This window comes from Gloeothece verrucosa PCC 7822 (assembly GCF_000147335.1).
Taxonomy (GTDB): Bacteria; Cyanobacteriota; Cyanobacteriia; order Cyanobacteriales; family Microcystaceae; genus Gloeothece; species Gloeothece verrucosa.
Map to the genome: position 1 here is coordinate 835,081 of NC_014501.1, position 23,513 is coordinate 858,593.

18 protein-coding genes and 1 riboswitch are annotated in these 23,513 nt (G+C 40.5%); of the genes, 12 read left to right on the plus strand and 6 right to left on the minus strand.

Annotated elements, in window-relative coordinates:
• Positions 1-26: 26 nt before the first annotated feature.
• Positions 27-845 carry an alpha/beta fold hydrolase gene (locus tag CYAN7822_RS03755; RefSeq protein WP_013320913.1) on the minus strand — a complete coding sequence of 273 codons (819 nt, stop codon included), beginning with the start codon at positions 843-845 and terminating at the stop codon, positions 27-29.
• 159 nt (positions 846-1,004) lie between these two features.
• On the opposite strand from CYAN7822_RS03755, the gene CYAN7822_RS03760 reads away from it, so the two are divergent.
• Together CYAN7822_RS03760 and CYAN7822_RS03765 are read left to right on the plus strand one after the other, a co-directional pair.
• A complete protein-coding gene (locus CYAN7822_RS03760; RefSeq protein ID WP_013320914.1) occupies positions 1,005-1,826 on the plus strand; it encodes a Cof-type HAD-IIB family hydrolase in 822 nt (273 codons plus the stop codon).
• Between the two features lie 211 nt (positions 1,827-2,037).
• Positions 2,038-2,490, plus strand: a complete 453-nt coding sequence (locus CYAN7822_RS03765; protein WP_013320915.1) for a PPC domain-containing protein — start codon at positions 2,038-2,040, stop codon at positions 2,488-2,490.
• On the opposite strand, the gene cobS is transcribed toward CYAN7822_RS03765, so the two are convergent.
• Positions 2,483-3,277, minus strand: a complete 795-nt coding sequence (gene cobS / locus CYAN7822_RS03770) for an adenosylcobinamide-GDP ribazoletransferase (RefSeq protein ID WP_013320916.1) — start codon at positions 3,275-3,277, stop codon at positions 2,483-2,485. The two genes, CYAN7822_RS03765 and cobS, sit on opposite strands and share 8 nt — an antisense overlap.
• A 149-nt stretch (positions 3,278-3,426) precedes the next feature.
• On the opposite strand from cobS, the gene CYAN7822_RS03775 reads away from it, so the two are divergent.
• From CYAN7822_RS03775 to CYAN7822_RS03785, 3 genes are all read left to right on the plus strand, one after another.
• The gene (locus CYAN7822_RS03775) at positions 3,427-3,882 is read left to right on the plus strand and encodes a hypothetical protein (RefSeq protein ID WP_013320917.1); all 456 of its coding nucleotides are present in this window, start codon (positions 3,427-3,429) and stop codon (positions 3,880-3,882) included.
• 80 nt (positions 3,883-3,962) lie between these two features.
• Positions 3,963-5,081: a tRNA guanosine(34) transglycosylase Tgt gene (tgt, locus tag CYAN7822_RS03780; protein ID WP_013320918.1), complete on the plus strand. Its 1,119-nt coding sequence runs from the start codon at positions 3,963-3,965 to the stop codon at positions 5,079-5,081.
• Positions 5,082-5,278: 197 nt separating this feature from the next.
• The gene (locus CYAN7822_RS03785; protein ID WP_013320919.1) at positions 5,279-6,376 is read left to right on the plus strand and encodes an RRXRR domain-containing protein; all 1,098 of its coding nucleotides are present in this window, start codon (positions 5,279-5,281) and stop codon (positions 6,374-6,376) included.
• Between the two features lie 270 nt (positions 6,377-6,646).
• Here CYAN7822_RS03785 and CYAN7822_RS03790 read toward each other — a convergent pair whose 3' ends face one another.
• A complete protein-coding gene (locus tag CYAN7822_RS03790) occupies positions 6,647-6,838 on the minus strand; it encodes a DUF2949 domain-containing protein (protein WP_013320920.1) in 192 nt (63 codons plus the stop codon).
• Positions 6,839-7,215: 377 nt separating this feature from the next.
• A complete protein-coding gene (locus tag CYAN7822_RS03795; protein ID WP_013320921.1) occupies positions 7,216-9,936 on the minus strand; it encodes an MGH1-like glycoside hydrolase domain-containing protein in 2,721 nt (906 codons plus the stop codon).
• Between the two features lie 295 nt (positions 9,937-10,231).
• Here CYAN7822_RS03795 and metH point away from each other — a divergent pair, with 295 nt between their 5' ends.
• The 3 genes from metH (at position 10,232) to CYAN7822_RS03805 (ending at position 14,419) form a co-directional block, all read left to right on the plus strand.
• Positions 10,232-13,792, plus strand: coding sequence for a methionine synthase (gene metH / locus CYAN7822_RS03800; RefSeq protein ID WP_013320922.1), 3,561 nt, complete (start codon positions 10,232-10,234; stop codon positions 13,790-13,792).
• A 111-nt stretch (positions 13,793-13,903) separates the two neighbouring features.
• Positions 13,904-14,026 carry a hypothetical protein gene (locus tag CYAN7822_RS40125; RefSeq protein WP_013320923.1) on the plus strand — a complete coding sequence of 41 codons (123 nt, stop codon included), beginning with the start codon at positions 13,904-13,906 and terminating at the stop codon, positions 14,024-14,026.
• Positions 14,027-14,224: 198 nt separating this feature from the next.
• Positions 14,225-14,419 (plus strand): hypothetical protein, encoded by a 195-nt coding sequence (locus tag CYAN7822_RS03805; RefSeq protein ID WP_013320924.1) that lies wholly within the window; start codon positions 14,225-14,227, stop codon positions 14,417-14,419.
• A gap of 72 nt (positions 14,420-14,491) precedes the next feature.
• On the opposite strand, the gene CYAN7822_RS03810 is transcribed toward CYAN7822_RS03805, so the two are convergent.
• Positions 14,492-15,928: a hypothetical protein gene (locus CYAN7822_RS03810; protein ID WP_013320925.1), complete on the minus strand. Its 1,437-nt coding sequence runs from the start codon at positions 15,926-15,928 to the stop codon at positions 14,492-14,494.
• Between the two features lie 2 nt (positions 15,929-15,930).
• A complete protein-coding gene (locus CYAN7822_RS03815) occupies positions 15,931-17,085 on the minus strand; it encodes a tellurite resistance TerB family protein (protein ID WP_013320926.1) in 1,155 nt (384 codons plus the stop codon).
• Between the two features lie 224 nt (positions 17,086-17,309).
• Between CYAN7822_RS03815 and CYAN7822_RS03820 the strand changes: the two genes are divergently transcribed.
• From CYAN7822_RS03820 to CYAN7822_RS03840, 4 genes are all read left to right on the plus strand, one after another.
• Entirely contained in the window at positions 17,310-17,912 is a 603-nt protein-coding gene (locus tag CYAN7822_RS03820; protein WP_013320927.1) for a Uma2 family endonuclease, read from the plus strand.
• A 148-nt stretch (positions 17,913-18,060) separates the two neighbouring features.
• Positions 18,061-20,691, plus strand: coding sequence for a COR domain-containing protein (locus CYAN7822_RS03825; protein ID WP_013320928.1), 2,631 nt, complete (start codon positions 18,061-18,063; stop codon positions 20,689-20,691).
• Between the two features lie 140 nt (positions 20,692-20,831).
• Positions 20,832-20,986, plus strand: a riboswitch (cyclic di-AMP (ydaO/yuaA leader).
• Between the two features lie 547 nt (positions 20,987-21,533).
• Positions 21,534-21,782, plus strand: a complete 249-nt coding sequence (locus CYAN7822_RS03835; RefSeq protein WP_013320930.1) for a hypothetical protein — start codon at positions 21,534-21,536, stop codon at positions 21,780-21,782.
• Between the two features lie 391 nt (positions 21,783-22,173).
• A complete protein-coding gene (locus tag CYAN7822_RS03840) occupies positions 22,174-23,445 on the plus strand; it encodes a glycosyltransferase (RefSeq protein ID WP_013320931.1) in 1,272 nt (423 codons plus the stop codon).
• Positions 23,446-23,513: the final 68 nt, after the last annotated feature.

Genomic DNA, 23,513 nt, shown 5'->3' on the forward strand with positions numbered 1-23,513 from the left:
CAATAATCGAATTTAAAACCACAAGCTTAATGCGAATAATTATTGCCAAGGGTTTTTAGCCAAGTATCAATATCCTTGAGAACTTGATCAGGAACCTCCCAAGGAAATAGATGAGCAGTGTTAGGGTAGCAACGCCATTGACACTGCTTGATCGCTTGGGCGGTTTCTTCACTAGAAGCGGCAGTAATGTGTACATCATTAGCACCCGCAAGCACCAGACAAGGGAGCGTTAACTGATGGAGAGCATCTAGGCGATTATAGCCGCTCCTTAAGGCTCGATACAAGGCTCTTTCAGCCGCTTTCGAGGTTTGGAGATAGGCTAAAACACCGTCAGAAGCGATGTATTGGTAAGCTAGAGGCGTTTGTTGAGAGATTAAATAACGAAATAGGGACCGCACACCAAAAGTTTCTATATTCCATTGCCAACCCGGTTTGATCCCATTAATGATGCCGGCGACTCCACTAAAAACTAAATCTTGCCAAGAGATGGGGGGATGGTTACCGCGAGGACGAGCGGCAGCAGCGATTAAAATTAAACCATCATAGCGTTGGGGGTTTCGCAAGGCTAATTCTAGGGCCAGAATACCCCCTAATGACCATCCTAACAGGAGACAACGCTCAACTTTTAGACGATCTAGAAGGCTTTCTAAGTCGGTGAGGTGATCTTCCATTTGAAAGTCTCCCTTTGAGCGGCTTTTGCCATAACCGCGAAGGTCTGGAGCGATGGTTTGATAATGTTGGGAGAGATGGTTCGTAAAAACAGAAAGACTACGGCCCGATCCCGGATGACCGTGTAGACAGAGAATCGGATAGCCAAGGCCTTTGATCTCGGTATTTAAATTCATCTTTTCTAGTTAATTCTTCAACAAGTATTTTTAGACATTGTTAATACATCTATCCTAAACTTAATAAGGTGTATAGATCGCCCCTAACCCCCCTTAATATTAGAATTCAAAAAAGGTTAACTAAGGTTATATTATTGACGTACCTTACCCCCATTAAGCGTGGATATTCGACTTTTAGTTCTCGATATTGATGGTACGATCGCAGGCGTTTCTAACCAAGTCAGCGAAACGGTAAAACAAGCCGTTCAAGCCGCTAAATCTCAAGGAATTCAAGTGGCTATTGCTACCGGCAGAATGTATCATTCTGCCTTGCGGTTTCATGCTGCAATAGGCTCAGATTTACCCCTAATTGCCTACAATGGCGCATGGATACAAGACCCGAAAACCGGCACCCGCCATCGACACATCCCGGTATCCCCACCAGTAGCCCTTACCCTATTAAACTATTTTGAGCAACCCGAATGGCGAACCTCCCTTGATGCTTTTTGCTATATTAACGATCAACTCTATGTGCGGCAATTTAACGATTATACCGATAGATATGCTCAACGTTCAGGAGTTGAAGCTATTGCCGTCGGAGATTTACGAAATGTGATTGCCGAAACCCCTACCACAAAAGTCCTGGCTCTTTGTCAAGATGGTGATATTGCTCAACAACTCCTCACCAGTGTACAAGTTTTATATAAATCTGATGAACTATACATAACTCAATCGAGTCCTACCCATTTTGAAGCTACCAACCCCGAAGCGACTAAAGGAACAGCAGTTCGTTATTTAGCCGAAGAAATATTAGGGTTAAGCGCGGCTCAAGTGATGGCCATCGGCGATAATCATAATGATCTTGAAATGCTTAAATATGTAGGGGTCAGTGTGGCCATGGGAAATGCTCCCACAGCCGTACAACAAATCGCCCATTGGGTAGCCCCTGATATAGAAAATCATGGAGTTGCTGCGGCTATTGAAAAATTTTTACTCAGTTAGTTATTAGTCATTAGTCATTAGTCATTACTCATTAATTATTGGTACTAAAACCAGTGTAATAGCCTTTATCAGGGATTGTTCATTAGCTAAGGCAATAATCTCGTGTGTAGACAACCAATGAAGCATAACCAATGCCTATTGACTAATGACTAACGACTAATGACTAATAACTTATAATAAATTGGATTTAGCTTGCACAATAACGCCCTCTATGAAATCATCTCTCGCCAAGCCTTGGCATTCTGTTGTCTTTTTAGCAACAATTTTACTAACTATCTGGTATGAGCCTTTACCCGTAAAGGCCGAAAAACTCTACACGCCTCTTCCCTTACCTTCAAATAATGAAGTCAATGATAACCTTACCGATGAAGATATTCCCACTGGTGAAGGGGGATTTGCCCGAGATTATTATGTACAGTTACGAGAAGGGGATCAGGTAGCTATTGATTTAATTTCTGAGGACTTTGACGCGATCGTAATTTTAATGGCCGCGGATGGTTCCACCATTGCCGAAAATGATGATGGTCCTGATGGTTCAACCAATGCCTTACTATTTGCCCGCATTAGCGAAACGGGTAAATATATTATTCGAGTACGGGCGTTTGGAGAAACCGGCAGTGGTAGATTTACTCTCAAAGTTACGCGCTTACGCCCTGCTAATTAAACAAACAAGGCAAAAGGCAAAGTAAAAAAGCTTCTGTCCATTCTACTACAGCCCCGTAAGTATCCCCTGTATGTCCCCCTAGCTGACGATAAAACCAATACCCCGTCAATAGGGCGATCACTCCTCCACCGATCACCATAACCACAGCGATCCACCAGCGACGCGGTTCGAGTAGAACAAACACTCCTCCCCATAAGAGCAAGATGACCATTCCCAAAATAAGGTCTTGAGGCAGACAAATTGATTGTTTATGAAATGCTCCTTTGCCGGTGGGTTTTAGGTAAGGATAAAAAGCGATCGCCGCCACTTGTCCCCAACGTCCCCAACCGGCTGCCACCATTAACCCGAACCATCGATAAGAGGATAAATCGCTTACTGCCGCCGTTTTCAACAATAATACAATGGCCGCGGCCATTACCCCAAAGGCTCCTGTTACACTATCTTGCATCACCGTTAAACGACGTTTCGGATCTAAAACCGCTAACCCATCTGCTGTATCGATCACGCCATCTAAATGTAGTCCCCCAGTTAATCCTACCCAAATCGCAACAATTAGCGCACTCCGAGTTAACCCGGGCATTTGTAGATGAGATAAAATAAAATCAAAGACTCCTAAGATACCACCAATTAACAGGCCAATTAAAGGACACCAGCGAGTAATACGCTGAAAATTTAATTGCCATTTTGAGGGAATACCAATTATGGTATAAAAAGTAACAGCAGCTAAAAACGAGCTAATTAACTGCTTCGTTTTTCTAGTTAAGCTTTGCAAAATTGATGATTTCATGAGTTATCGAAATTCAGCACAAACTTTAAGAGACAACTCTGGCATCTTAAGTTAAGATTGTGGCGTAGCCTACGATATTTAAACGCAAGATGTGTATAGATGATCTCCCAAAGGGCTGTCATGATACTAATAATTAACAGCGATCTCCTATGAGTTACGAAAAATCCTCACATCAATTACCGGCTCCCTGTATTATTGACTTCGGTACAATAATCAATAAAGATGATATCCGACGTTTGTTGAATGATCTTGGTCGAGTTCGTTATGTTCATACCGTTGACGGAAAATTACTGAGTCAGGGAGAAGGTTGGATCGTCGAAGTGTTTGCTGATCCTAATCAAGCCACCATAGTAGCTAATCACAAGCTCTACATTAATGTTTTAAGTTTTGACTACTTGAAGATTGAACAATCTACAGATAATGAGAGTTACTTTAATCTCATTCAAGATAGTCGGCAACTGCGCCTAATTCCTTTGACCAATTCTTTACTAGATTTTGATGCCAGTCAAAAACTAGATGCAGATGCCTTAGAAGCTATGGTCACTCAGGTGCTATCGGCTAGATGGGATGTACAACTCGATGATGATGATGATTGTCCTTTCTAAGTTTACGCTTAGGGGATAACAGATAGTAATTATACTGTAAAATCAGTCGAGACTGCTAATTTCTTAATTTTGACTTAATAGTGAGATTTTCTTTTAATTGTCAAGCAACTTGTAGCCAGACTAAAGCTAGGGCCGGAGTCTGGAATACGCCTCATGGAATCGTGGAAACCCCCCGTTTTATGCCAGTGGGAACATTAGCAACGGTTAAAGGACTGACTCCCGCACAAGTCCAAACCACCGGGGCGCAAATGATCTTAGCCAATACTTATCATCTCCACCTACAACCTGGAGAGGGGATCGTGCAAAAAGCCGGGGGACTTCATCAATTTATGGCTTGGAAGGGCCCGATTTTAACTGACTCGGGCGGATTTCAAGTCTTTAGCTTAAGTGAACTCAGAGAAATTAAAGAGTCTGGAGTGACCTTTCGTTCCCCTAGAGATGGACGTATGATCGAAATCACGCCAGAACGTTCGATTAAAATTCAAAATAGCTTGGGGGCAGATGTGATCATGGCTTTTGATGAATGTCCGCCAGCTAATGCTACACGAGTTGAGGTAGAAAGGGCAACCCAGAGAACCTATCGCTGGTTAGAACGCTGTATACAAGCTCATGAACGCCCCCAGGAGCAAGCTTTATTTGGCATTGTACAAGGCGGGATCTATCCGGATTTACGCAGTGAAGCCGCTAGGTCTTTAGTAGAATTAGATTTACCCGGATATGCCATCGGCGGCGTGAGTGTGGGAGAAAAACTCGAATTAATTCACCACATTGTCAATTTAACTGCCCCGTTGTTACCGCCCCATAAGCCGCGTTATTTGATGGGAGTGGGAACCTATCGAGAAATGGTGAAAGCAGTAGCCGCCGGTATTGATCTCTTTGACTGTGTGATTCCCACTCGCTTTGGAAGACACGGTGCGGCAATGGTGAAGGGCGAAAGATGGAATTTAAAAAATGCTCAGTTTAAAGAAGATTTTACCCCCTTAGATGAGACTTGTCCTTGTTACACTTGTGAGAATTTTACTCGCGCTTACCTCAATCATCTGATTAAGTCAAGGGAAATGTTAGGGTATATTTTGTTATCTCTTCATAACATTGCTGAGTTAGTTCGGTTTACACAGCGCATGAGGGAAGCGATTTTAAGCGATCGCTTTACCAGTGAATTTGCCGAGTGGTTAAATACTTCACCAACCCCGCGCTAAAGCGACGGGGATTGAGAACCCCAAAGTTCTTGACGTTAAGAGGTGAATAGCCCAGTGAGCCTAGTTCTGGTACAAACTTCCGAATGCTTCTCTAGTTCGGATTTCCTTTAAGTTCTTTTGGGAGAACGTTGTCAGACAAGACATCTTGGACTAGGTGGGCGAAGAGACTTTAAACTTTACTCTTGAGGATTATCTCCATGTTAAGAGTCCCCGTAATAGCACCTAATAAAACCCCGTTAATGCCAACAAAATGCTCTAGAGCAAGACGTTGGATAAAAGAAGGAAAAGCCCTAGGTAGATTTAACGATTTAGGACAATTTTATCTTCAGTTAATAGAACAACCATCTGACAATAAAACTCAACCTATCGCTATTGGTATTGACCCTGGTAAATTTTTTTCTGGGATAGGCGTTCAATCTTCTCTCTTTACCTTATGGAAAGCTCATCTAGAGCTACCCTTTCAACGGGTAAGGGAACGGATAGACAATAGAGGCTTGATGCGACGGAGTAGGAGGGGAAGAAGAATCAATCGGAAAATCTCTTTTGAATCACGCGCACATCGTCAGAAAAGATTCTCTAACAGAAGACAGGGAAAATTAGCCCCAAGTATTAAAGCTAACCGTCAATTAGAACTTAGGATCATCTCCGAATTATCTAAGATCTATCCCATCACCGACATATATTTTGAGTATGTCAAAGCGGATGTAGATTTAACCAGTGGACGGAAGAAAGCTAGAGCCGGGAAAGGATTTTCGGCGGTCATGGTTGGACAGAAATGGATGCTCAAACAACTGAAGCAGTTTGGAAATGTCCATACTCGATTAGGTTGGCAAACTTGCAATCTAAGAAAGCATTTAGGGTTAGAAAAATCGAAGGATAAAGCTAAACAAAGTCCAGAGAGTCATGCTAATGATGGCATCGCTCTAGCCTGTTTCCACTTCCTAGATTATCGAGAATTTCACACCCACAACAGTAGAGGACACGATTGGATAGGAAAAGTTTATTTGACTCCTTCCCCATTTGTTGTAGTAAAACGCCCTCCTATTAGCCGTCGTCAACTCCACTTGATGGTTCCTTCTAAAGGTGGAATAAGACGAAAATATGGGGGTACGACAACTGATTTTGGCTTAAGAAAAGGTGATTTAGTTAATTCCCCCAAAGGAATTGGTTATGTCTCCGGTCAAACTAAAAAACAAATATCTGTCAGCGATGCTAATTGGAAACGATTAGGACAGATAGCCTCTAGTAAAGTGATATTGATCCAACGTTCTACTGGACTAATTGTCAGTCACTAGAGTAATATAAAGCCGTCCTTCGCTTCGCTAAAGGACGGGGTTTCTACCCGTAATTTTCGATGAACGCCCTCGATTTTCGCTGTCGCGGTTGGCGGGCTTTCTGAGGCTTCAGAGGTCTTTTAAAGTTAAAAATAGAATTAATTTTATATTTTAGTTATTAAATAGGGGGTTATTAGTTAATACTAATAGCACTAATCGCTACCCGTTCATCTTTGTTTTAATTAAAATTAAGGTATTTTAAAACTTCGTATAAATTGGACAACAAAGAATTTATATAGCCTCCATCCAATCAAACACTCGGTCTAGCTGATTTAAATCGATTAAACCATATTGCCACAAAACCATAGGGAGAGAACCAGCTTGTGAGGAAGCGTAGCGGGTGGCCATTTCTACCGACTCTTGGGGAATCCCTAAATCCTCTTGTAAAAAACGATTTAACAATCTATTGGTTTCCATAATCATTTCATCCCTTTAACTAAAATAGTGGTTTGAATAATAATTTACTCTTGCTCTGATTAATCTATCCTCCCCCAAATGACTCACCCACTTGGGTGATTTCTCTTCTAATCTAAAAGAGGTAAGTCCAAAGAGATAAAGTCCAATCAGCCATGCAAGAAACTTATTTTACAGCTATTGTGAACTTTGATATCCCCGAGCTTATAAATGATATTAATTGATTTGTAGCTAATCTAAATTATTGCTAATTCAAAAGTTGATCGAGCAAAACATCCCCAAGCAGTAGAGACGTTACAGACAACATCTCTACTTTGTATCAGCGATCCTAACTGGGGTGCGGAACGAGTTCCGCACTGGGGTGCAACGCTCCTGTGCCGCACTGACTAGGTTTGCACAAAAAGGGAACACATCACCGACGAACACTCCTCATCTAAAGCTTTTTGACGATTCAAATCCCCATCAGCGAGAAACCACTTAGCCACTAAACCAGTCCATCCCGTCTGGTGATTGGCCCCCAGTCCGGCCCCATTATCCCCATGAAAATATTCATAAAAGAGAATTAAATCCTGCCAGTGAGGATCACTCTGGAATTTTTCGCTATCTCCATAAACCGGGCGACGACCCTGCTCATTTTTTTCAAAGATTTTACATAAACGATGACTGATTTCATCAGCAACTTCCCATAACGTCATCCATTGACCTGAACCGGTGGGACATTCTATTTTAAATTCATCTCCATAATAAGAATACATTTTTCTTAAGGATTGAATCAGTAGCGCATTAACCGGCATCCAAATCGGCCCACGCCAGTTAGAATTGCCGCCAAAAAGTCCGGTTGAAGATTCTGCCGGTTCATAATCAACTCGGTAAATATTGCCCTCCATGTTAAAAATATAAGGATGGTCGTGATGATAACGAGATAAAGCGCGAATGCCATAATCACTTAAAAACTCGGATTCATCCAACATTTTTTGTAAAATGCGTCGTAACTTATCTTCATTGATCGGAGATAATAAGCGTTTATCACCTACGCCCGGTTTTCGAGGATCACTAATATTAACCATCAGTTTCTCATTCTGTTGATTAAAATACTGCATCCGTTTTGCCAAGTTGGGCAATTTTTCTAAAACCTCAGTGGAAAAAACAGCACAAGCAAATAAAGGAATTAATCCCACCATTGAACGCACTTTCAAGCGTTGTGCATCCCCATGAGGAAATCTGAGGACATCATAGAAAAAGCCGTCTTCTTCATCCCATAATTCATCGTGATTGATGCCAATTTGATCCATAGCCGCCGCAATATGGATAAAATGTTCATAAAATTTGCAAGCGAGTTCTTCATAAACCGAATTTTCTAGCGATAATTCTAGGGCAATGGATAACATATCTAAGCAAAACATGGCCATCCAACTGGTTCCATCTGCCTGTTCCAGCATACCGCCAGAAGGTAACGGCGCACTGCGATCAAAAACGCCAATATTATCTAACCCTAAAAAGCCGCCTTCAAAAACATTATTACCGAGTTCATCTTTACGGTTCACCCACCAAGTAAAGTTCATCAACAATTTATGAAACATACTTTCTAAAAAATGGCGGTCCCCTTTACCCCCGCGTTCGGCCTTATCCATTAAATAAATTTGCCAAGTTGCCATACAATGCACAGGCGGATTGACATCACTAAAGTTCCACTCATAGGCGGGGATTTGTCCATTAGGATGTAGATAAACTTGATTGGTCATCAGTTTGAGTTGCGCCTTAGCAAAATCCATATCGATCAAACCCAACACCACACAGTGAAAAGCCAAATCCCAAGCCGCAAACCAAGGATACTCCCATTTGTCCGGCATCGAGAGAAGGTCCGAACTTTCTAGATGAAACCATTCTTTATTGCGAAGAAGATAGCGTTGTGTGCAATCTGGGGGTAGAATTTCATCACTGAGCCAATCTTTAACCGGATAGTAATAAAACTGCTTGGTCCATAACATCCCGGCAAACGCTTGTCGCACGATGTTGCGGTCATCATTGGGGAGGCTTGGTGATAGGATCGTATTGTAAAATTCATCAGCTTCCTCTAGGCGAGTAGAGATCACCTCTTCAAACTGCGAATCAAAAGGGTTTTCTTCAGGGTATAGCCGGCGATCACTCAACCGTAAACGCACGACTTCCACGCCGCCAGCAGGCACCTCTAGGACATAATGAGCCGCCATTTTTGTGCCTATTTTTTCGGGATTGACGCGATCGTGTTTTCCTTCTATTACATAGTGGTTAATGCCATCTTTAACGTAGGGAGAAAGATTAGGAATTTTAAAGATCCGTTCGGTATTGGTTTCATTTTCCGTAAATAGTAGCGGGACTGATCCCTCACAATATAAATAGCGCTCTCCGAGAATAGGATGAACAGCCGCAACAGTACAAGCATCCAGTTGTTTAAGGGTAGGTTTGATTGAAGCTTTGGGAAACCAAGACCAAGTATTGCGGAACCAGAGAGTCGGTAAAAGATGTAGGGTGGCGGTTTGCGGGCCTCGATTCCAAACGCTAATTTTTATGAGAATTTCTTCTGGGGATTGTTTGGCATACTCGACAAAAACATCAAAATAACGGTCTTCATCAAATACCCCAGTATCAATTAATTCATATTCGGGTTGAAGACGGTTTCTTTGTCGATTGGTCTGAATTAAGTCATTATAGGGGTAGGCGGCTTGAGGATATTTATATAGATATTTCATATAAGAATGGGTCGGAGTGCTGTCGAGATAAAAATAATATTCTTTGACATCTTCTCCATGATTTCCTTCACTATTGGTCAATCCAAACAAGCGTTCTTTGAGAATTGGATCAACGCCATTCCACAAAGCTAGGGCAAAACACAGTTGTTGTTTATCGTCAGATATACCCGCTAATCCATCTTCTCCCCAACGATAAGCACGAGAACGGGCTTGATCATGGGTAAAATAATCCCATGCATTCCCTGTGTGGCTGTAATCTTCTCGTACTGTTCCCCATTGTCGTTCGCTTAAATAAGGTCCCCACTTTTTCCAAGGAAGGTTTGCTTCTCTCGCTTCTTGTAATCTCAGCTTTTCGCTGCTGAATTGGATAGCTTCCATTGGGGCGATCGCTCCTAAATCTGTATCTTTATGGCAATATATTTTATTTTTAATTAATTTGAAAATAATTACTGTTAATCATAAACATTATGAAGTTATCAGGAAAAATTTTAAGGATTGAATTTTCAATATTAAATACTAAATATTGAATTTTAAATCATTGGTAAAAATACGGTTGCCTGTTGCCTATTTCCTATTCTTTACTCTAATCGAACTGCTATCTTGAATTTTGTTTTGATACAATATATAGTCAACTTAACCTTAACCCAGATTTCACTAATCTTCTTCACTGCCCATGAATAGCCCATTTCTTAACCGTCTCCATAGTCTTGAACGTCCCGTCCTCGTTTTCGATGGGGCGATGGGAACCTCTCTTCAGTCGCAAAATTTAACGGCCGAAGATTTTGGCGGCCCCGAATATGAAGGATGTAACGAGTATTTGGTACATACCAAACCGGAAGCGGTAGCAAAAGTTCACCAAGGATATCTTGAAGCCGGGGCCGATGTCATTGAAACAGATACATTCGGAGGCACTTCGATTGTTTTAGCTGAATATGATTTAGCGGATCAAGCTTATTATCTTAATAAAACAGCCGCCCAATTAGCTAAACAGGTTGCCCAACAATATTCTACCCCAGAAAAGCCGCGTTTTGTGGCCGGTTCGATGGGACCAGGGACGAAACTACCCACTTTAGGACATATTGATTTTGATACCCTTAAAAATGCTTATGTAGAACAAGCTGAAGGGCTTTATGATGGGGGGGCTGATTTATTTATTGTGGAAACCTGTCAGGATGTTCTACAAATTAAAGCGGCTTTAAATGCTATAGAAGAAGTTTTAGAAAAGAAAGATAATCGAATTCCCATTATGGTGTCTATTACGATGGAAGTGATGGGCACTATGTTAATTGGAACAGAAATCGGAGCGGCTTTAGCCATTTTAGAACCTTATAATATTGATATTTTGGGGTTAAATTGTGCTACTGGCCCCGAACAAATGAAAGAACATATTAAATACCTTTCAGAAAATTCTCCCTTTATTATTTCTTGTATTCCTAATGCAGGATTACCGGAAAACGTGGGCGGACAGGCACATTACCGCTTAACTCCCCTAGAATTAAGAATGGCGTTAATGCACTTTGTGGAAGATTTAGGAGTGCAAATTATTGGGGGATGTTGCGGCACTAGGGCGGATCATATTAAAGCGTTAGCAGAAATTACCAAAGACCTCAAACCAAAAGAACGTCATTTCCATTATGAATATTCTGCCGCTTCTATTTATAGCACCCAGCCTTATATTCAAGATAATTCTTTCCTCATTGTCGGCGAGAAATTAAACGCCAGTGGCTCGAAAAAATGCCGAGAATTATTAAATAAAGAAGACTGGGATGGCTTAGTCTCTATGGCAAAAGCCCAGGTAAAAGAAGGGGCACATATTCTCGATGTCAACGTGGATTATGTGGGACGAGATGGGGTAAAAGATATGAAAGAGTTAGCCTCTCGTCTGGTCAATAATGTGACCCTTCCTTTGATGCTGGACTCCACAGAATGGGAAAAAATGGAGGCCGGATTAAAGGTTGCTGGCGGTAAATGTATTCTCAATTCTACTAACTTTGAAGACGGAGAGCCGCGTTTTTATAAGGTTTTAGAATTAGCCAAAAAATATGGAGCCGGTGTGGTGGTGGGAACCATTGATGAAGAGGGAATGGCACGCACCGCCGAGAAAAAATTTCAGATTGCTAAACGGGCTTATGAAGCCGCTATTAATTATGGGATTCCGCCTGAAGAAATCTTTTTTGATCCGTTGGCATTGCCCATTTCAACAGGGATAGAAGAAGATAGAAATAACGGAAAAGCCACAGTAGAAGCCATTAAACGCATCCGAGAAGAATTACCCGGCTGCCATATTATGCTAGGGGTTTCTAATATTTCTTTCGGGTTAAATCCAGCCGCCAGACAGGTGTTAAACTCGGTATTTTTGCACGAAACAATGGCGGTAGGGTTAGATGGGGCAATTGTTAGCGCGAATAAGATTTTACCCTTGGCGAAAATTGAACCAGAATATCAAGAGATTAGCCGAGATTTGATTTATGACCGTCGTCGATTTGAAGGAGATGTGTGTGTTTATGACCCCCTCACGAAGTTAACCGAAGTGTTTGCGGGTAAAACCACTAAAAAGACGGGGGCTGATAAAGCCAATTTACCCATCGAAGAACGGCTGAAACAGCATATTATTGATGGGGAAAGAATCGGCTTAGAAGAAGCTTTGGCCGAAGCCTTAAAACAATACCCACCATTAGACATTATTAATGTGTTTCTACTGGATGGGATGAAAGTAGTCGGGGAGTTATTTGGGTCGGGACAGATGCAGCTTCCCTTTGTGTTACAATCTGCCCAAACTATGAAGGCGGCTGTGGCTTATTTAGAACCCTTTATGGAGAAAGAAGAAGGTAACGGTAATGCCAAAGGAAAGTTTATTATTGCTACCGTTAAGGGCGATGTTCATGATATTGGAAAAAATTTGGTGGATATTATCTTGTCTAATAATGGTTACAAGGTAATTAATCTGGGCATTAAGCAACCGGTTGAGAATATTATTCAAGCTTACGAAGAACATAAGGCTGATTGTATCGCCATGAGTGGTTTGTTGGTGAAGTCGACGGCTTTTATGAAAGAGAATTTAGCGGTGTTTAATGAACGGGGAATTACGGTACCGGTGATTTTGGGCGGCGCGGCTTTAACACCTAAGTTTGTGCATCAAGATTGTCAAAATACTTATAAAGGTCAGGTGGTTTATGGTAAGGATGCTTTCTCGGATTTGCATTTCATGGATAAATTAATGCCGGCAAAAGCGGCAGGAAATTGGGATGATATTAAGGGGTTTTTGGATGAGTTTGAAGCCGCACAAGAACCGGAATTAACACAGGTATCTGTGGGGGTAACAGATGAGGATGATGGGAAAACCCGTGAACCGGCAGTTATCGATACTCGTCGTTCTGAGGCGGTAGAGGCAGATATTGAACGTCCGGTTCCGCCTTTCTGGGGTACGAAGATTTTGACCCCTGATGATATCTTTTTAGATGAGATTTTCGGCTATTTGGATTTACAAGCGCTGTTTGTGGGACAGTGGCAATTCCGTAAACCAAGGGAACAGTCACGGGAAGAGTATGACGAGTTTTTGGCAGATACGGTACATCCGATTTTAGAGAGTTGGAAGCGGCGTGTTAAAGATGAGAATTTGTTGCATCCTACGGTGATTTATGGTTATTTTCCTTGTCAGTCTGAGGGGAATTCTTTGCTGGTTTATGACCCGGAAATTATTGGGCAGTCTGGGGGTAAAATACCAGAAAATTTAGACCCTATTTGGATTATAGATTTTCCTCGCCAAAAGTCTGGCCGCCGTCTCTGTATTGCCGATTTCTTTGCGGCTAAAGGGTCGGGTATAGTAGATGTGTTCCCCATGCAAGCGGTTACGGTGGGAGAGGTGGCGACTCAATTCGCTAAGACGTTGTTTGAGTCTAATCAATATACCGATTATCTCTATTATCACGGGATGGCGGTACAAGCGGCTGAGGCGCTGGCAGAATGGACTCATGCAAGGATTCGCCAAGAGTTAGGGTTTGGGGATAAGGAACCCAGTAATATTCGGGATATCCTGCAACAGCGTTATCAGGGTTCTCGTTATAGTTTTGGTTACCCGGCTTGTCCGAATATTCAAGACCAGTATAAGCAGTTGGAGTTGTTGGGATGCGATCGGATTAATATGTATATGGATGAGAGTGAACAGATTTATCCCGAACAGTCTACAACGGCGATAGTTGCTTATCATGCGGCGGCTAAATATTTTAGTACCTAATCTGTTTTCTATACTGACACCCTGAAGGGTGGGGGCTACACGAACGAAGCCCGCCTACGCGGGCTAAAATATCTCAATTGTAGGGTGGGCATTGCCCACCTTATCCTACTGATGAATACTCAAGAAAAATCTTTAAGCACATTAAAACGTTATTTGACTGATTATTACTCTCAAATAGAAAAAGCTAAAACCGCAATTGAAACCCTAGAAAATACTTCTTATAACTCAGATTAATTTGCTCAAGCGTTAGCCGATCTTCATGTTTGTGCGACGGTTCTTTCTCCTTATTCAGAAGGGTTACTAAAAGCAATTGATAAATTTACCGAAGAAAATCCTGATTGAAACTTAGCTTTTCCCCCCTTATTAAGGGGGGCTAGGGGGGATCAAAACGGGGGTAACAAAGCGAATAATTGAAACTTATATCTTAATATTATGGATGATCATGAAATTTTAATCAAAGGAATAGAAGCTTTAAATAAATCTCTTGGTTTTGCTGCCACCTTAAGATTTCTAACTCTTTTTAACCAAAGTTCTACTGATTATGTTGAAGTTTCACAGCGACTTTATGAAGGACAGACAATAGAGGAGATATTTGAAAGAGCAAAAAAGAATCGGAAAGATGAATGATTCTGGTTCAAAAATTCCCCCCGGGAGGGGGGTTAGGGGGGATCAAAATTCAACATTAATAATTAAGTAGCATTAAATTGTACCAAGTTGAATCAATGAAGATTCACTTTTACAAACTACTTCTAACAAAGCATCACTATTATTTAATAAATTATTCCATCCCTCCTCATTGATTTTATTTTGGTGTTCAAGGCGAAATCGATGTTGATCAAATAGCCAATATTTAACACTAGGAATAAGATACCTCAATAAGGCTAACCATTGAGCCGGATTAATTGCTAAGGGATTATTTTGCATCAGGGCTATTTTGCCAGCATTACCCAAAGCGGCTATAGTATGAGCGGCTAAAAGCATAGACCGATATTTAGGATGAGAATTGATAGATAAGTTAGTTTCTTTTCCCTCAGAATAATGTCTCAGCATCATATAAGCTCTGAGAATCATTTCGATCACTCCTGGTGTAATTCCAGATACAAGAAAATGCCGAAAATCATAGCCGTCAAGATACATCCTTCGGGCTGTTTCAGCAATTGTCCGATCTTCTTTCCAAAAACTATTAATATTAAGTCCTTGAAATAAACTCATAAAAGGAACTGGAAGCCCTTGAGGAGTTGCTACATCAGAAACTAAATGTCCAAGATGTTTTAAAAATGCTTCTATCAATCCAACAGGTTCATAGTCAGGTCGAACAACAGCATTTACAAACAAGTGATTACCCGTTAGTTTATCGTAAGAAAAACCTGTAATTGTTCCTTTCATAATATCTAGAACGCCAAAAACAAAGCCCAAAACCGGATCATGTCCTAATGACTGAAATCGATGCGAGTTTGGAGACATTCCACCAAGAAGAGACTGATTATCATAAGGCGTTTTGCAAGTTTTCTCAAGCTCTTTTGCCCATTGAGCAAACCAGTCATTAGCGTTGTTCATATTATATTGTTTGAGCCATGCTGTTAAAGGGCTTCCTAGCTGTCCAGCATATTGACCACTATTGATAGAGGCAGGAATTCTCACCACAAGAAAATCAGTTAAAGCCGCTAAAACTCCACTAGCCCCAACAAAAATATAATCCCATTTATCCCACTTAAATTGAGCATTATAAGATTCATCCTTAAGTTTTTGCAGATCTTTTTCTGTCAGCATTGCTTCATAAGGAGCTAATGGCTCTAAACCCTCTTGAAGACAATAATTCTGACACTGACGGACAAAACTATTCCAATCTTTAAAGCCAATTTTAACTAGCTCTTGGGACACAGAAGCTTGGCGGCGTTCATAGAGTTGAAGAATTTCGTACGCTTCGAAATCATTTAAGTCTTCTTCTTCAAGCCAATCTATTGATGACTCGATTTCAGCCATAAGTTTCTCAAGTTCTGCTATCTGTTGAGCTTGTTGAGAGACATCAGATAACTTTTCTTCTGTTTCTGATACTGCTTGATCAAACTGACGTAAGATCTGATTTTGTACTTGTAAAACTGCTCTCAGTTCGATAACCAGATGATCTGAAATCATATTTAGATCTCCTGCTTATCTTGTTTTCTATTATTAATTAACTGTTGAAGTGTTTTCAATTTTTGAGTAAGTATTTTAATAGCTTCTCGGTTAGTTTCGCTATCAGCCGCAGCTTTTTGTAGTGCCTCAATTCGTTCAGTGACTTGACTAAGTGCTGTTTGAAGATTCTCAATAACCAATTGAGCTTTACGTTCTTGTTCTGCTTTAATTTCGTCTTTTTTGCGTTTATCTCCTGTATCTAAAAACCAATTGACTCCAGTAAAGATACCAGCACCCAATAAAACAGCGACTCCAATACCTGGAACCATCCCACCTATACCAATTAAAGCACCAAGAGCAGCTAATCCAGATGTTATCCCTGCTGCACTTAGCCCTATCACTGAACCCGAAAAATAAACAGCAGCCAAAGGAATACCAACGGCAGAAAGTCCGGCTGCGGCTGTTTTAGCTGCGTCTGCGGCTTGGTTGTCATCTAAATTTCCCTTGCGTATTTCTCGCATTTTTTGGTTAAAGACTTCAATGGCTTTTATCTGTTCATCACTAATAGCTAATTCTTGCTGTGCAAGTTTAATGGCTTCTTCTTCTTTGGGATCTAATTCATCATTAGACCATGCTGTATCAATGAGATTGATCATTAAACCAAAACGAAGTCTTTCGTCTGCTGAAGATAAAGCTTTTAAACAATCTAATAAAGACGGTGCTTCAAGAATATAGGATTGTACTTGACGTTTAGCATTTTCAGACATTCCTTCTAAATTGATAATGTCAAAAACCATGCTCATCTCTTCCTTATCAAAAGAGCCGTCGGCTGTGGCAATAGCAAATAAAGCCCCATAAAAAGCAAGACGCTCATTTTCAGGAACTTGAGCAAGATCTAAGGGTTGATTTAATTTATCTTGTTCATTATTGGAACCTGAGATAGCTTGAGTAGCTTGAGTAGCTTTTGCAACAACATTACCAATTTCATTCCCTGCTTGAGTCGCGTGTTGAGCTACGATTTGTGTTACTTGTGTAGTTGTATTACCAAGTTCTGTGGCTTTTTGAGTCACAGATTCCCAAAAAGCTTTGTCAGTTACAGTTTGAGTAGCATTCTTTGCGGTAGTATTAATTGCTTGTCCTAGCTCTGAGGCTTTTTGACTAATTGAATCCCAGATCATAAAATATTTCCTTTAAAAGTAAGCTTATTCTTAAAATTCCCTATTCTTAGCCAAAATTTATCATTCTCACCTAGCAAAGTCTAAGAAATTTAATCGGGTAACGAGAAGCAAGCGACAGCATCACCTTTTCTTATCCGAGCAATGATCTAATTTACAATAGATGTATTCTGCTAAATTTCTCGATATAACGGATATAACAGAAAAAACTTACTTAACTAACACCCATGACAGCCGCACAACAGCAATACTACTCTATAGAAGACTACTTACAGGTAGAGGAATCTGCTGATTATAAAAGCGAATACATTGACGGACAAATCATACCTATGGCCGGTGGAACCACAAATCATAACCAAATCGCAGGTAATTTTTACTCTGAACTCAATTTTGCCTTTAAAAAACTAGATTACCGAGTCTATATGAGCGATGTTCGTCTGTGGATACCCGAAAGGCGAATTTTTACCTATCCGGATGTGATGGTGGTAGCTGGTGAACCCGAATACTACCCCAACCGCACCGATATGATCTTAAATCCCTGCCTGATTATAGAAGTTCTTTCCCAGTCTACTCAAAATCATGACAGACAGGGAAAATTTGAAAGCTACCGTACAATCCCCACCTTTCAAGAATATCTACTTATTGATCAAACTCGTATTTATGCAGAACAATTTTACAAAACCGCCAAAAAACGCTGGTCACTTTCTGAGTACGATCAAGAAGATGAAGCGATCTCCCTCAATTCAGTTAACTTTAAAATTTCTTTAATCGATATTTACAATAAAGTCACATTTGAAGCCGCACCAATAGAAATACAGGAAACTGAGTAAAGTCTCCATAAATTTTCCCTCATCCACACATCCGGTCATTATTCAGAAATCTCTGTGCTAAAAAGAAAAAAAAAGGTAAAATAAGGAAAGCCAAAGCGATGATTTTTATCGTTCATGAATAAAATTCAACTGCACTGAGGGATTCAATATGACTGATGAAGAACTACAACAGGTAATTCAACAAGCTATTGAAGAGAAAGCAGAAACCCTCGATCTTAGCTTTAAAAAATTAGAAACTTTACCCCCAGAAATAGGAAAATTAACCGCTTTACGTTATCTAGACTTACGCAACAATAAACTGACAACTCTCCCCTCAGAAATTGGCAAACTCATTAACTTAACTTCTCTCAACCTAACCGATAATCAATTAACGGCTTTACCCCCAGAAATTGGTAAACTGAGTAATCTTAGCCGACTACATCTGAGCTACAATAAGCTAACCAGTTTGCCGCCTGAAATCGGACAACTAACCATTCTTTGTGAACTGTATTTAAGCCATAATCATTTAGAAACCCTACCCTTTACCATCGAAAATCTAGTTCATATCAGCCGCCTGAGTCTAAGCTACAATCAACTCACCACCTTACCCAGTGCTATTAAAGGATTGATGCGGCTAAGTTGGTTAGATCTCAACAATAATCAACTCACAACCCTACCGCCTGAAATTGGACAACTAAACAGTTTAAATCAGCTAGATGTCGGCTACAATCAACTGACAACCCTTCCCCCAGAAATTGGGCAACTTCTCAATCTTATCTCCATCGATGTTAGTTACAATAAACTCACCTCACTTCCCCCAGAAATTGGACAACTCCTTAACCTTGATTCCCTTACCATCAGTAACAATCAACTGACAATACTCCCCCCAGAAATCGGCTATTTAAGTAACCTCATTTCCCTTAATCTCAGTTATAATAAACTATCAAGTCTCCCCCCAGAAATCGGACAACTGACTAAACTAATTCAGCTAAGATTGAGCCATAATCAATTACAAGAATTGCCGGCTGAGATCGGACATCTTACTCAACTGACTAGCTTAGTTTTGAAAAATAATCAACTCCTTACTCTGCCTTTTGAACTGATCCAACTGGTGCAATTTTTTAAGTTGACTCAGCTTGACTTACAAGAGAATTTACTTTCTATTCCTCCAGAAATTATTTGGCGTAAAGATGAACCCGACTTAATCGTCAATTTTTATTTGCATCAGCTAGTTGAAAAAAAACAGTCCTTAAATGAAGCTAAAGTTTTACTGGTAGGGGAAGGAAGCGTCGGAAAAACTTCGTTGATGAGACGATTACTTTATGATAGTTTTACAGCCAATCAAGCCAAAACTGATGGAATTAATATTGTTCCTTGGAATCTCGATGTCAATGGCAATAATATTAAACTCAATGTTTGGGATTTTGGAGGGCAAGAAATTTATCACGCGACTCATCAATTTTTTCTGACCAAACGCAGTTTATATATTTTAGTGATTAATAATCGCCAGAGTGAAGAACAAAACAGAATTGAGTATTGGTTAAAACTGATTCAAACTTTTGGAGGCGACTCGCCGATTATTATTGTTGGCAATCGACGAGATGAACATCTAATAGATGTGAATCAGCCGCGCTTACAAGAAAAATATAAAAATATCAAAGCTTTTATTCAAACTTCCTGTAAAACCGGTGACGGCATTCAAGAATTGAGACAGAAAGTTATTGAAGAAATTAGTCAATTAAAAGAAGTATTTGAAGAATTACGAGTCGAATGGTTGTCCATTAAAAAACAATTGGAAAATCTCAAGGGGCGAAATTGGGATTATATTCCCTATACTGAATATCAAATGATGTGCCAGTCTCAAAAAATTACTGACGACCAAAGTCAGCGTATTCTCATTCGCTTTCTTCATGATTTAGGAGTGGTTTTAAATTTTCAAGAAGATGTTTGCTTAGAAGATACAACCATTCTTAATCCTTCATGGGTGACAAAAGGCGTTTATAGAATCCTCAATGATAATACTTTAATGACCCATTATAAAGGCATTCTTTTAGTGGGAATGTTAGATCGTATTCTCGATAACCCCATTCGATATCCTAGAGACAAACATCAATTTATTATTAATATAATGTGTAAATTTGAACTCTGTTTTAAGCTAGAAGGACATGGAGAAGATGAATATTTAATCCCCGATCTATTACCCAAAGCTGAACAATATACCGGAGAATGGGACAATGCGTTAGCCTTTCAATATCATTATCAAGTGCTTCCCAGTAATATTATTTCTCGGTTTATGGTCAAATTAAATCATCTAATTTATCAACAAACTTATTGGCGCACGGGGGTGGTGCTTTGTTCCCATAAAAATAAAGCTTTAGTCAAAGCTGATAGAGAAGATAAAAAAATTTTTATTTGGATTAAAGGCCCCGAGGAAAGCCGCGCCGAGTTTCGTCAGATGATTCGTTCGGCTTTTGAATCAATTCATCAAACTATTTCCGGGATTCAATTCAGTGAAAAAATTGTTTTACCTCATCGTGAGCCAGCCATTGTTATTGATTATCAATACCTATTAAATTTAAATCGATTAGGAGAACAAACTTTTATTCCCCAAGATTTAGAAGAAAGAGTGAACGTTAAAGAAATCATCGATTATTTTGATCATGCCGCTCCCTCGGTTGACGGGCGAGGTTTAAATCATGCTGAAACAGCACAAGCCTCCTCTAAACCTTCAGTTTTTGAAAAAAATATTTTTACCAAAACCGTCAAACTCTTATTTTCCAACAATAAAACCAGTAAATAATCCCTGCCCGAATCAGCGTTAATCCCTTGTCGAACCCAAAAATGAAAGGTGAGACACAAATCTGTCTTTAGATAGGTAGACAACTAAAAACGACTATGCTAGGATGTCGATAATTAACTTGAATAAGTCAGCCTAATCCAATAGTCACTAAGCCAAATGTGATCAAAAGACTATTAGAGCGGAGGAACCAAACATTGGGGCGCATTTCTGCTGTATAATTAGTTACAACAGCAGCAAGGGACATCTCTCAGTCCTAGCCCGTCAGCTAACTTCGTAGGCATTGAGGGAAGATTGAAGAGTCAGCATTTCTCCAAAATTTGCTCTCGTCAGTGCCCTTGGCTTGTCAAGCCCCATCACTCGGCGCGGAATCTTAAAGCCTGCAAAGGTATAATTTTCAGCGTCGAAAAATAGATAACTTGCCAGGAGGAAAAGAGATGTTAATAGTTAACGATTATGCGTTTCATACAAGTTCAGGAAAGTCTGGTAGAGTTATAGGATATGGGTCCACACTGATAGATAACTCTTATTTACCAACTCTTAAAGTGCTTGTGAACCAAGAACCGTCTCAAGTTGGGAAGACTCATTTGGTAATGGAAGATTTACGTTCCAAGTGGATGCCTTTCAAATAGATTAGCCTTGGAGTGCAAATGAGAGCAAAGCACTCCAAGTAATTAAACTTAATTGTTTGTTTTTTCAATTGATGAGATAATCTACTCGAAGCAATCTCTCAACGACCAATCAACGTTGATCTATATCAGACGACAACAAATTCAAAATAGTTCCCAGTCATAACCCAATGGGAAGCATTTGTACACATGGAGCAAGAGTCTAGGAGCAAAAACATGGCCATCAAAAATCAGAGTTTATTTAACCACGTAGATTTCTTAGCCACAGAGCAGTTTCAGTTAATCGGAGAATATGCACAGCAAAAACTTTTATTGATCGGAAAAACCAAAGGTTACGGTGAGCCAATTGTGGCCATTAGCACCACTGATGATCCCACATCCGAAGAGTTAGTCGCCTGCGATCTTTACGAATTGATGAAATGCTCAGATCATGCTGTCAATATTAGTCAGTTAGCGATGGTTTAATCACTCAGCTATCCTACTAGCATCATTAAATAAGTCAGCCTAGTTCAAACTCGATTCAGGGTTTTGGCTCTCAACAGCCGATGAATCAGTGGAACCGAGGAACATTATTTGGGGGCAAACCTCAATCAGGTTGTTTCATTCTCTGTGGGAGCAGTCATTATCTGACTGCATTAATGCTTATAAACAGGGCAACCACAGAGGGATTACCCCTGAACCTAGTCCGTCAGCTAACTTCGTTGCCATTGAAAGGAGACTGAAGCATCAGCATAGAATTCATCATGTTTTGATAGGCTCAGTTTCTTTGTTGCGTAATTATTCACCTACCAAACCTGTCTTTTTTTCCACAGGAAGATAGGGCAATTTTTACCACTATGACACGCAATAATAAAATATGTTTTGGATACCCACTAATCCCATTGCCTTAATTTCCCTTGACAGCGATCCAGCATCATTAATGGGACACGAACAAGTCCGGGGGCAAAATGTCTATGTTCATCAAGTCGGCCTTGCCCTAGCTAAAATAGGCTGGCAGGTAGATATATTTACCTGTGGCACTAGCCCCTCTCAAGCGGCAATCACAGAACATAGCCCCAATTGCCGTACTATTCGCTTAGAAACAGAAACCCTTGGCTTAACTCACTTCGATTCTCTGTTTAATCTGATGCCAGAATTGGTGACGGAGTTTCAGGCATTTGAGAGAGAGCAAGGTTTTCAATATTCTCTAGTGCATACTAATGACTGGTTGTCGTCCTGGGTGGGAATGGAATTAAAGAAGCGGCAACCCTTGATTCAAGTGCATACATATCATTGTTTAGAAACCCTCAAAAATCGCTCAGTGACCAATATTCCTGAAACTTGGCCGACTCGCCTAGCCATTGAAAAAGCTGCTTTAGAAACTGTTGATCGCCTTGTGTCCACTAATCCACAACAAGAAGAACATTTACGCCGGCTGGTGTCTTCTTTTGGCAAAATAGACTTGATTCCTTGTGGCACTGATCTCAATCGCTTTGGTGCCGTTTCTCGAACCTCTGCTCGACATCAGCTAGGCATCGTGCCAGATGCTAAAGTTATAATCTATGTAGGACCTTTTGATCCTCGCAAAGGAGTTGATATATTAGTTGAAGCCATCGCTCATTCTCGCTTCCGTGAAGAGGAAATAAAACTGATCATCATCAGTGGCTCAAATACCGCTAAAAACCAGGGAATTGAACGAGATAAACTCGAAAACTTGCTAAAAAAATCGGGGTTAAGCGATTGTACTGAATTTCCAGGCCGTTTAGATCAAACACTCCCCTTATACTATGCGGCGGCTGATCTGTGCGTCATCCCTACTCAGGATGAACCCTTTGGCTTAGTAGCACTCGAAGCAATGGCAAGTCGTACCCCTGTAGTGGCTTCTTTTGAGGGGGCGTTACAGTTCAGTGTTATTCCCGAAGTAACAGGACTGCTGGTTAAGCCGCTTGATCCTCTCGGTTTTACTAAAGCCATTGATCGCATTTTAAGTCATCCCCAATGGCGAGATCAACTCGGCCAAGCCGGGCGCCTCCGTACAGAAATGGCGTTTAGTTGGGATGGCGTAGCTTCCAGACTCAGTAAGTTGTACAGTCATTTACTCACACAACCGAGAACAAAATACAGGCAGTTATCTCCTGTAGCGGCTTAATAGACTTCTTGCTTTTATTCGGGAAAAGGGGAAAGGGGAAAGGGGAAAGGCTTGATCCTTTATTCGTT

Excerpts from the sequence above, each read along its gene's own strand:
- CYAN7822_RS03775 (WP_013320917.1), top strand. The coding sequence starts at position 3,427 with ATGAGTTACGAAAAATCCTCACATCAATTACCGGCTCCCTGTATTATT.
- CYAN7822_RS03755 (WP_013320913.1), bottom strand. The coding sequence starts at position 845 with ATGAATTTAAATACCGAGATCAAAGGCCTTGGCTATCCGATTCTCTGT.
- metH (WP_013320922.1), top strand. The coding sequence starts at position 10,232 with ATGAATAGCCCATTTCTTAACCGTCTCCATAGTCTTGAACGTCCCGTC.
- CYAN7822_RS03825 (WP_013320928.1), top strand. The coding sequence starts at position 18,061 with ATGACTGATGAAGAACTACAACAGGTAATTCAACAAGCTATTGAAGAG.
- CYAN7822_RS03835 (WP_013320930.1), top strand. The coding sequence starts at position 21,534 with ATGGCCATCAAAAATCAGAGTTTATTTAACCACGTAGATTTCTTAGCC.
- CYAN7822_RS03815 (WP_013320926.1), bottom strand. The coding sequence starts at position 17,085 with ATGATCTGGGATTCAATTAGTCAAAAAGCCTCAGAGCTAGGACAAGCA.
- CYAN7822_RS03785 (WP_013320919.1), top strand. The coding sequence starts at position 5,279 with ATGTTAAGAGTCCCCGTAATAGCACCTAATAAAACCCCGTTAATGCCA.
- CYAN7822_RS40125 (WP_013320923.1), top strand. The coding sequence starts at position 13,904 with ATGAATACTCAAGAAAAATCTTTAAGCACATTAAAACGTTATTTGACT.
- cobS (WP_013320916.1), bottom strand. The coding sequence starts at position 3,277 with ATGAAATCATCAATTTTGCAAAGCTTAACTAGAAAAACGAAGCAGTTA.
- CYAN7822_RS03840 (WP_013320931.1), top strand. The coding sequence starts at position 22,174 with ATGTTTTGGATACCCACTAATCCCATTGCCTTAATTTCCCTTGACAGC.
- CYAN7822_RS03795 (WP_013320921.1), bottom strand. The coding sequence starts at position 9,936 with ATGGAAGCTATCCAATTCAGCAGCGAAAAGCTGAGATTACAAGAAGCG.
- CYAN7822_RS03810 (WP_013320925.1), bottom strand. The coding sequence starts at position 15,928 with ATGATTTCAGATCATCTGGTTATCGAACTGAGAGCAGTTTTACAAGTA.
- CYAN7822_RS03790 (WP_013320920.1), bottom strand. The coding sequence starts at position 6,838 with ATGATTATGGAAACCAATAGATTGTTAAATCGTTTTTTACAAGAGGAT.
- CYAN7822_RS03820 (WP_013320927.1), top strand. The coding sequence starts at position 17,310 with ATGACAGCCGCACAACAGCAATACTACTCTATAGAAGACTACTTACAG.
- CYAN7822_RS03805 (WP_013320924.1), top strand. The coding sequence starts at position 14,225 with ATGGATGATCATGAAATTTTAATCAAAGGAATAGAAGCTTTAAATAAA.
- CYAN7822_RS03765 (WP_013320915.1), top strand. The coding sequence starts at position 2,038 with ATGAAATCATCTCTCGCCAAGCCTTGGCATTCTGTTGTCTTTTTAGCA.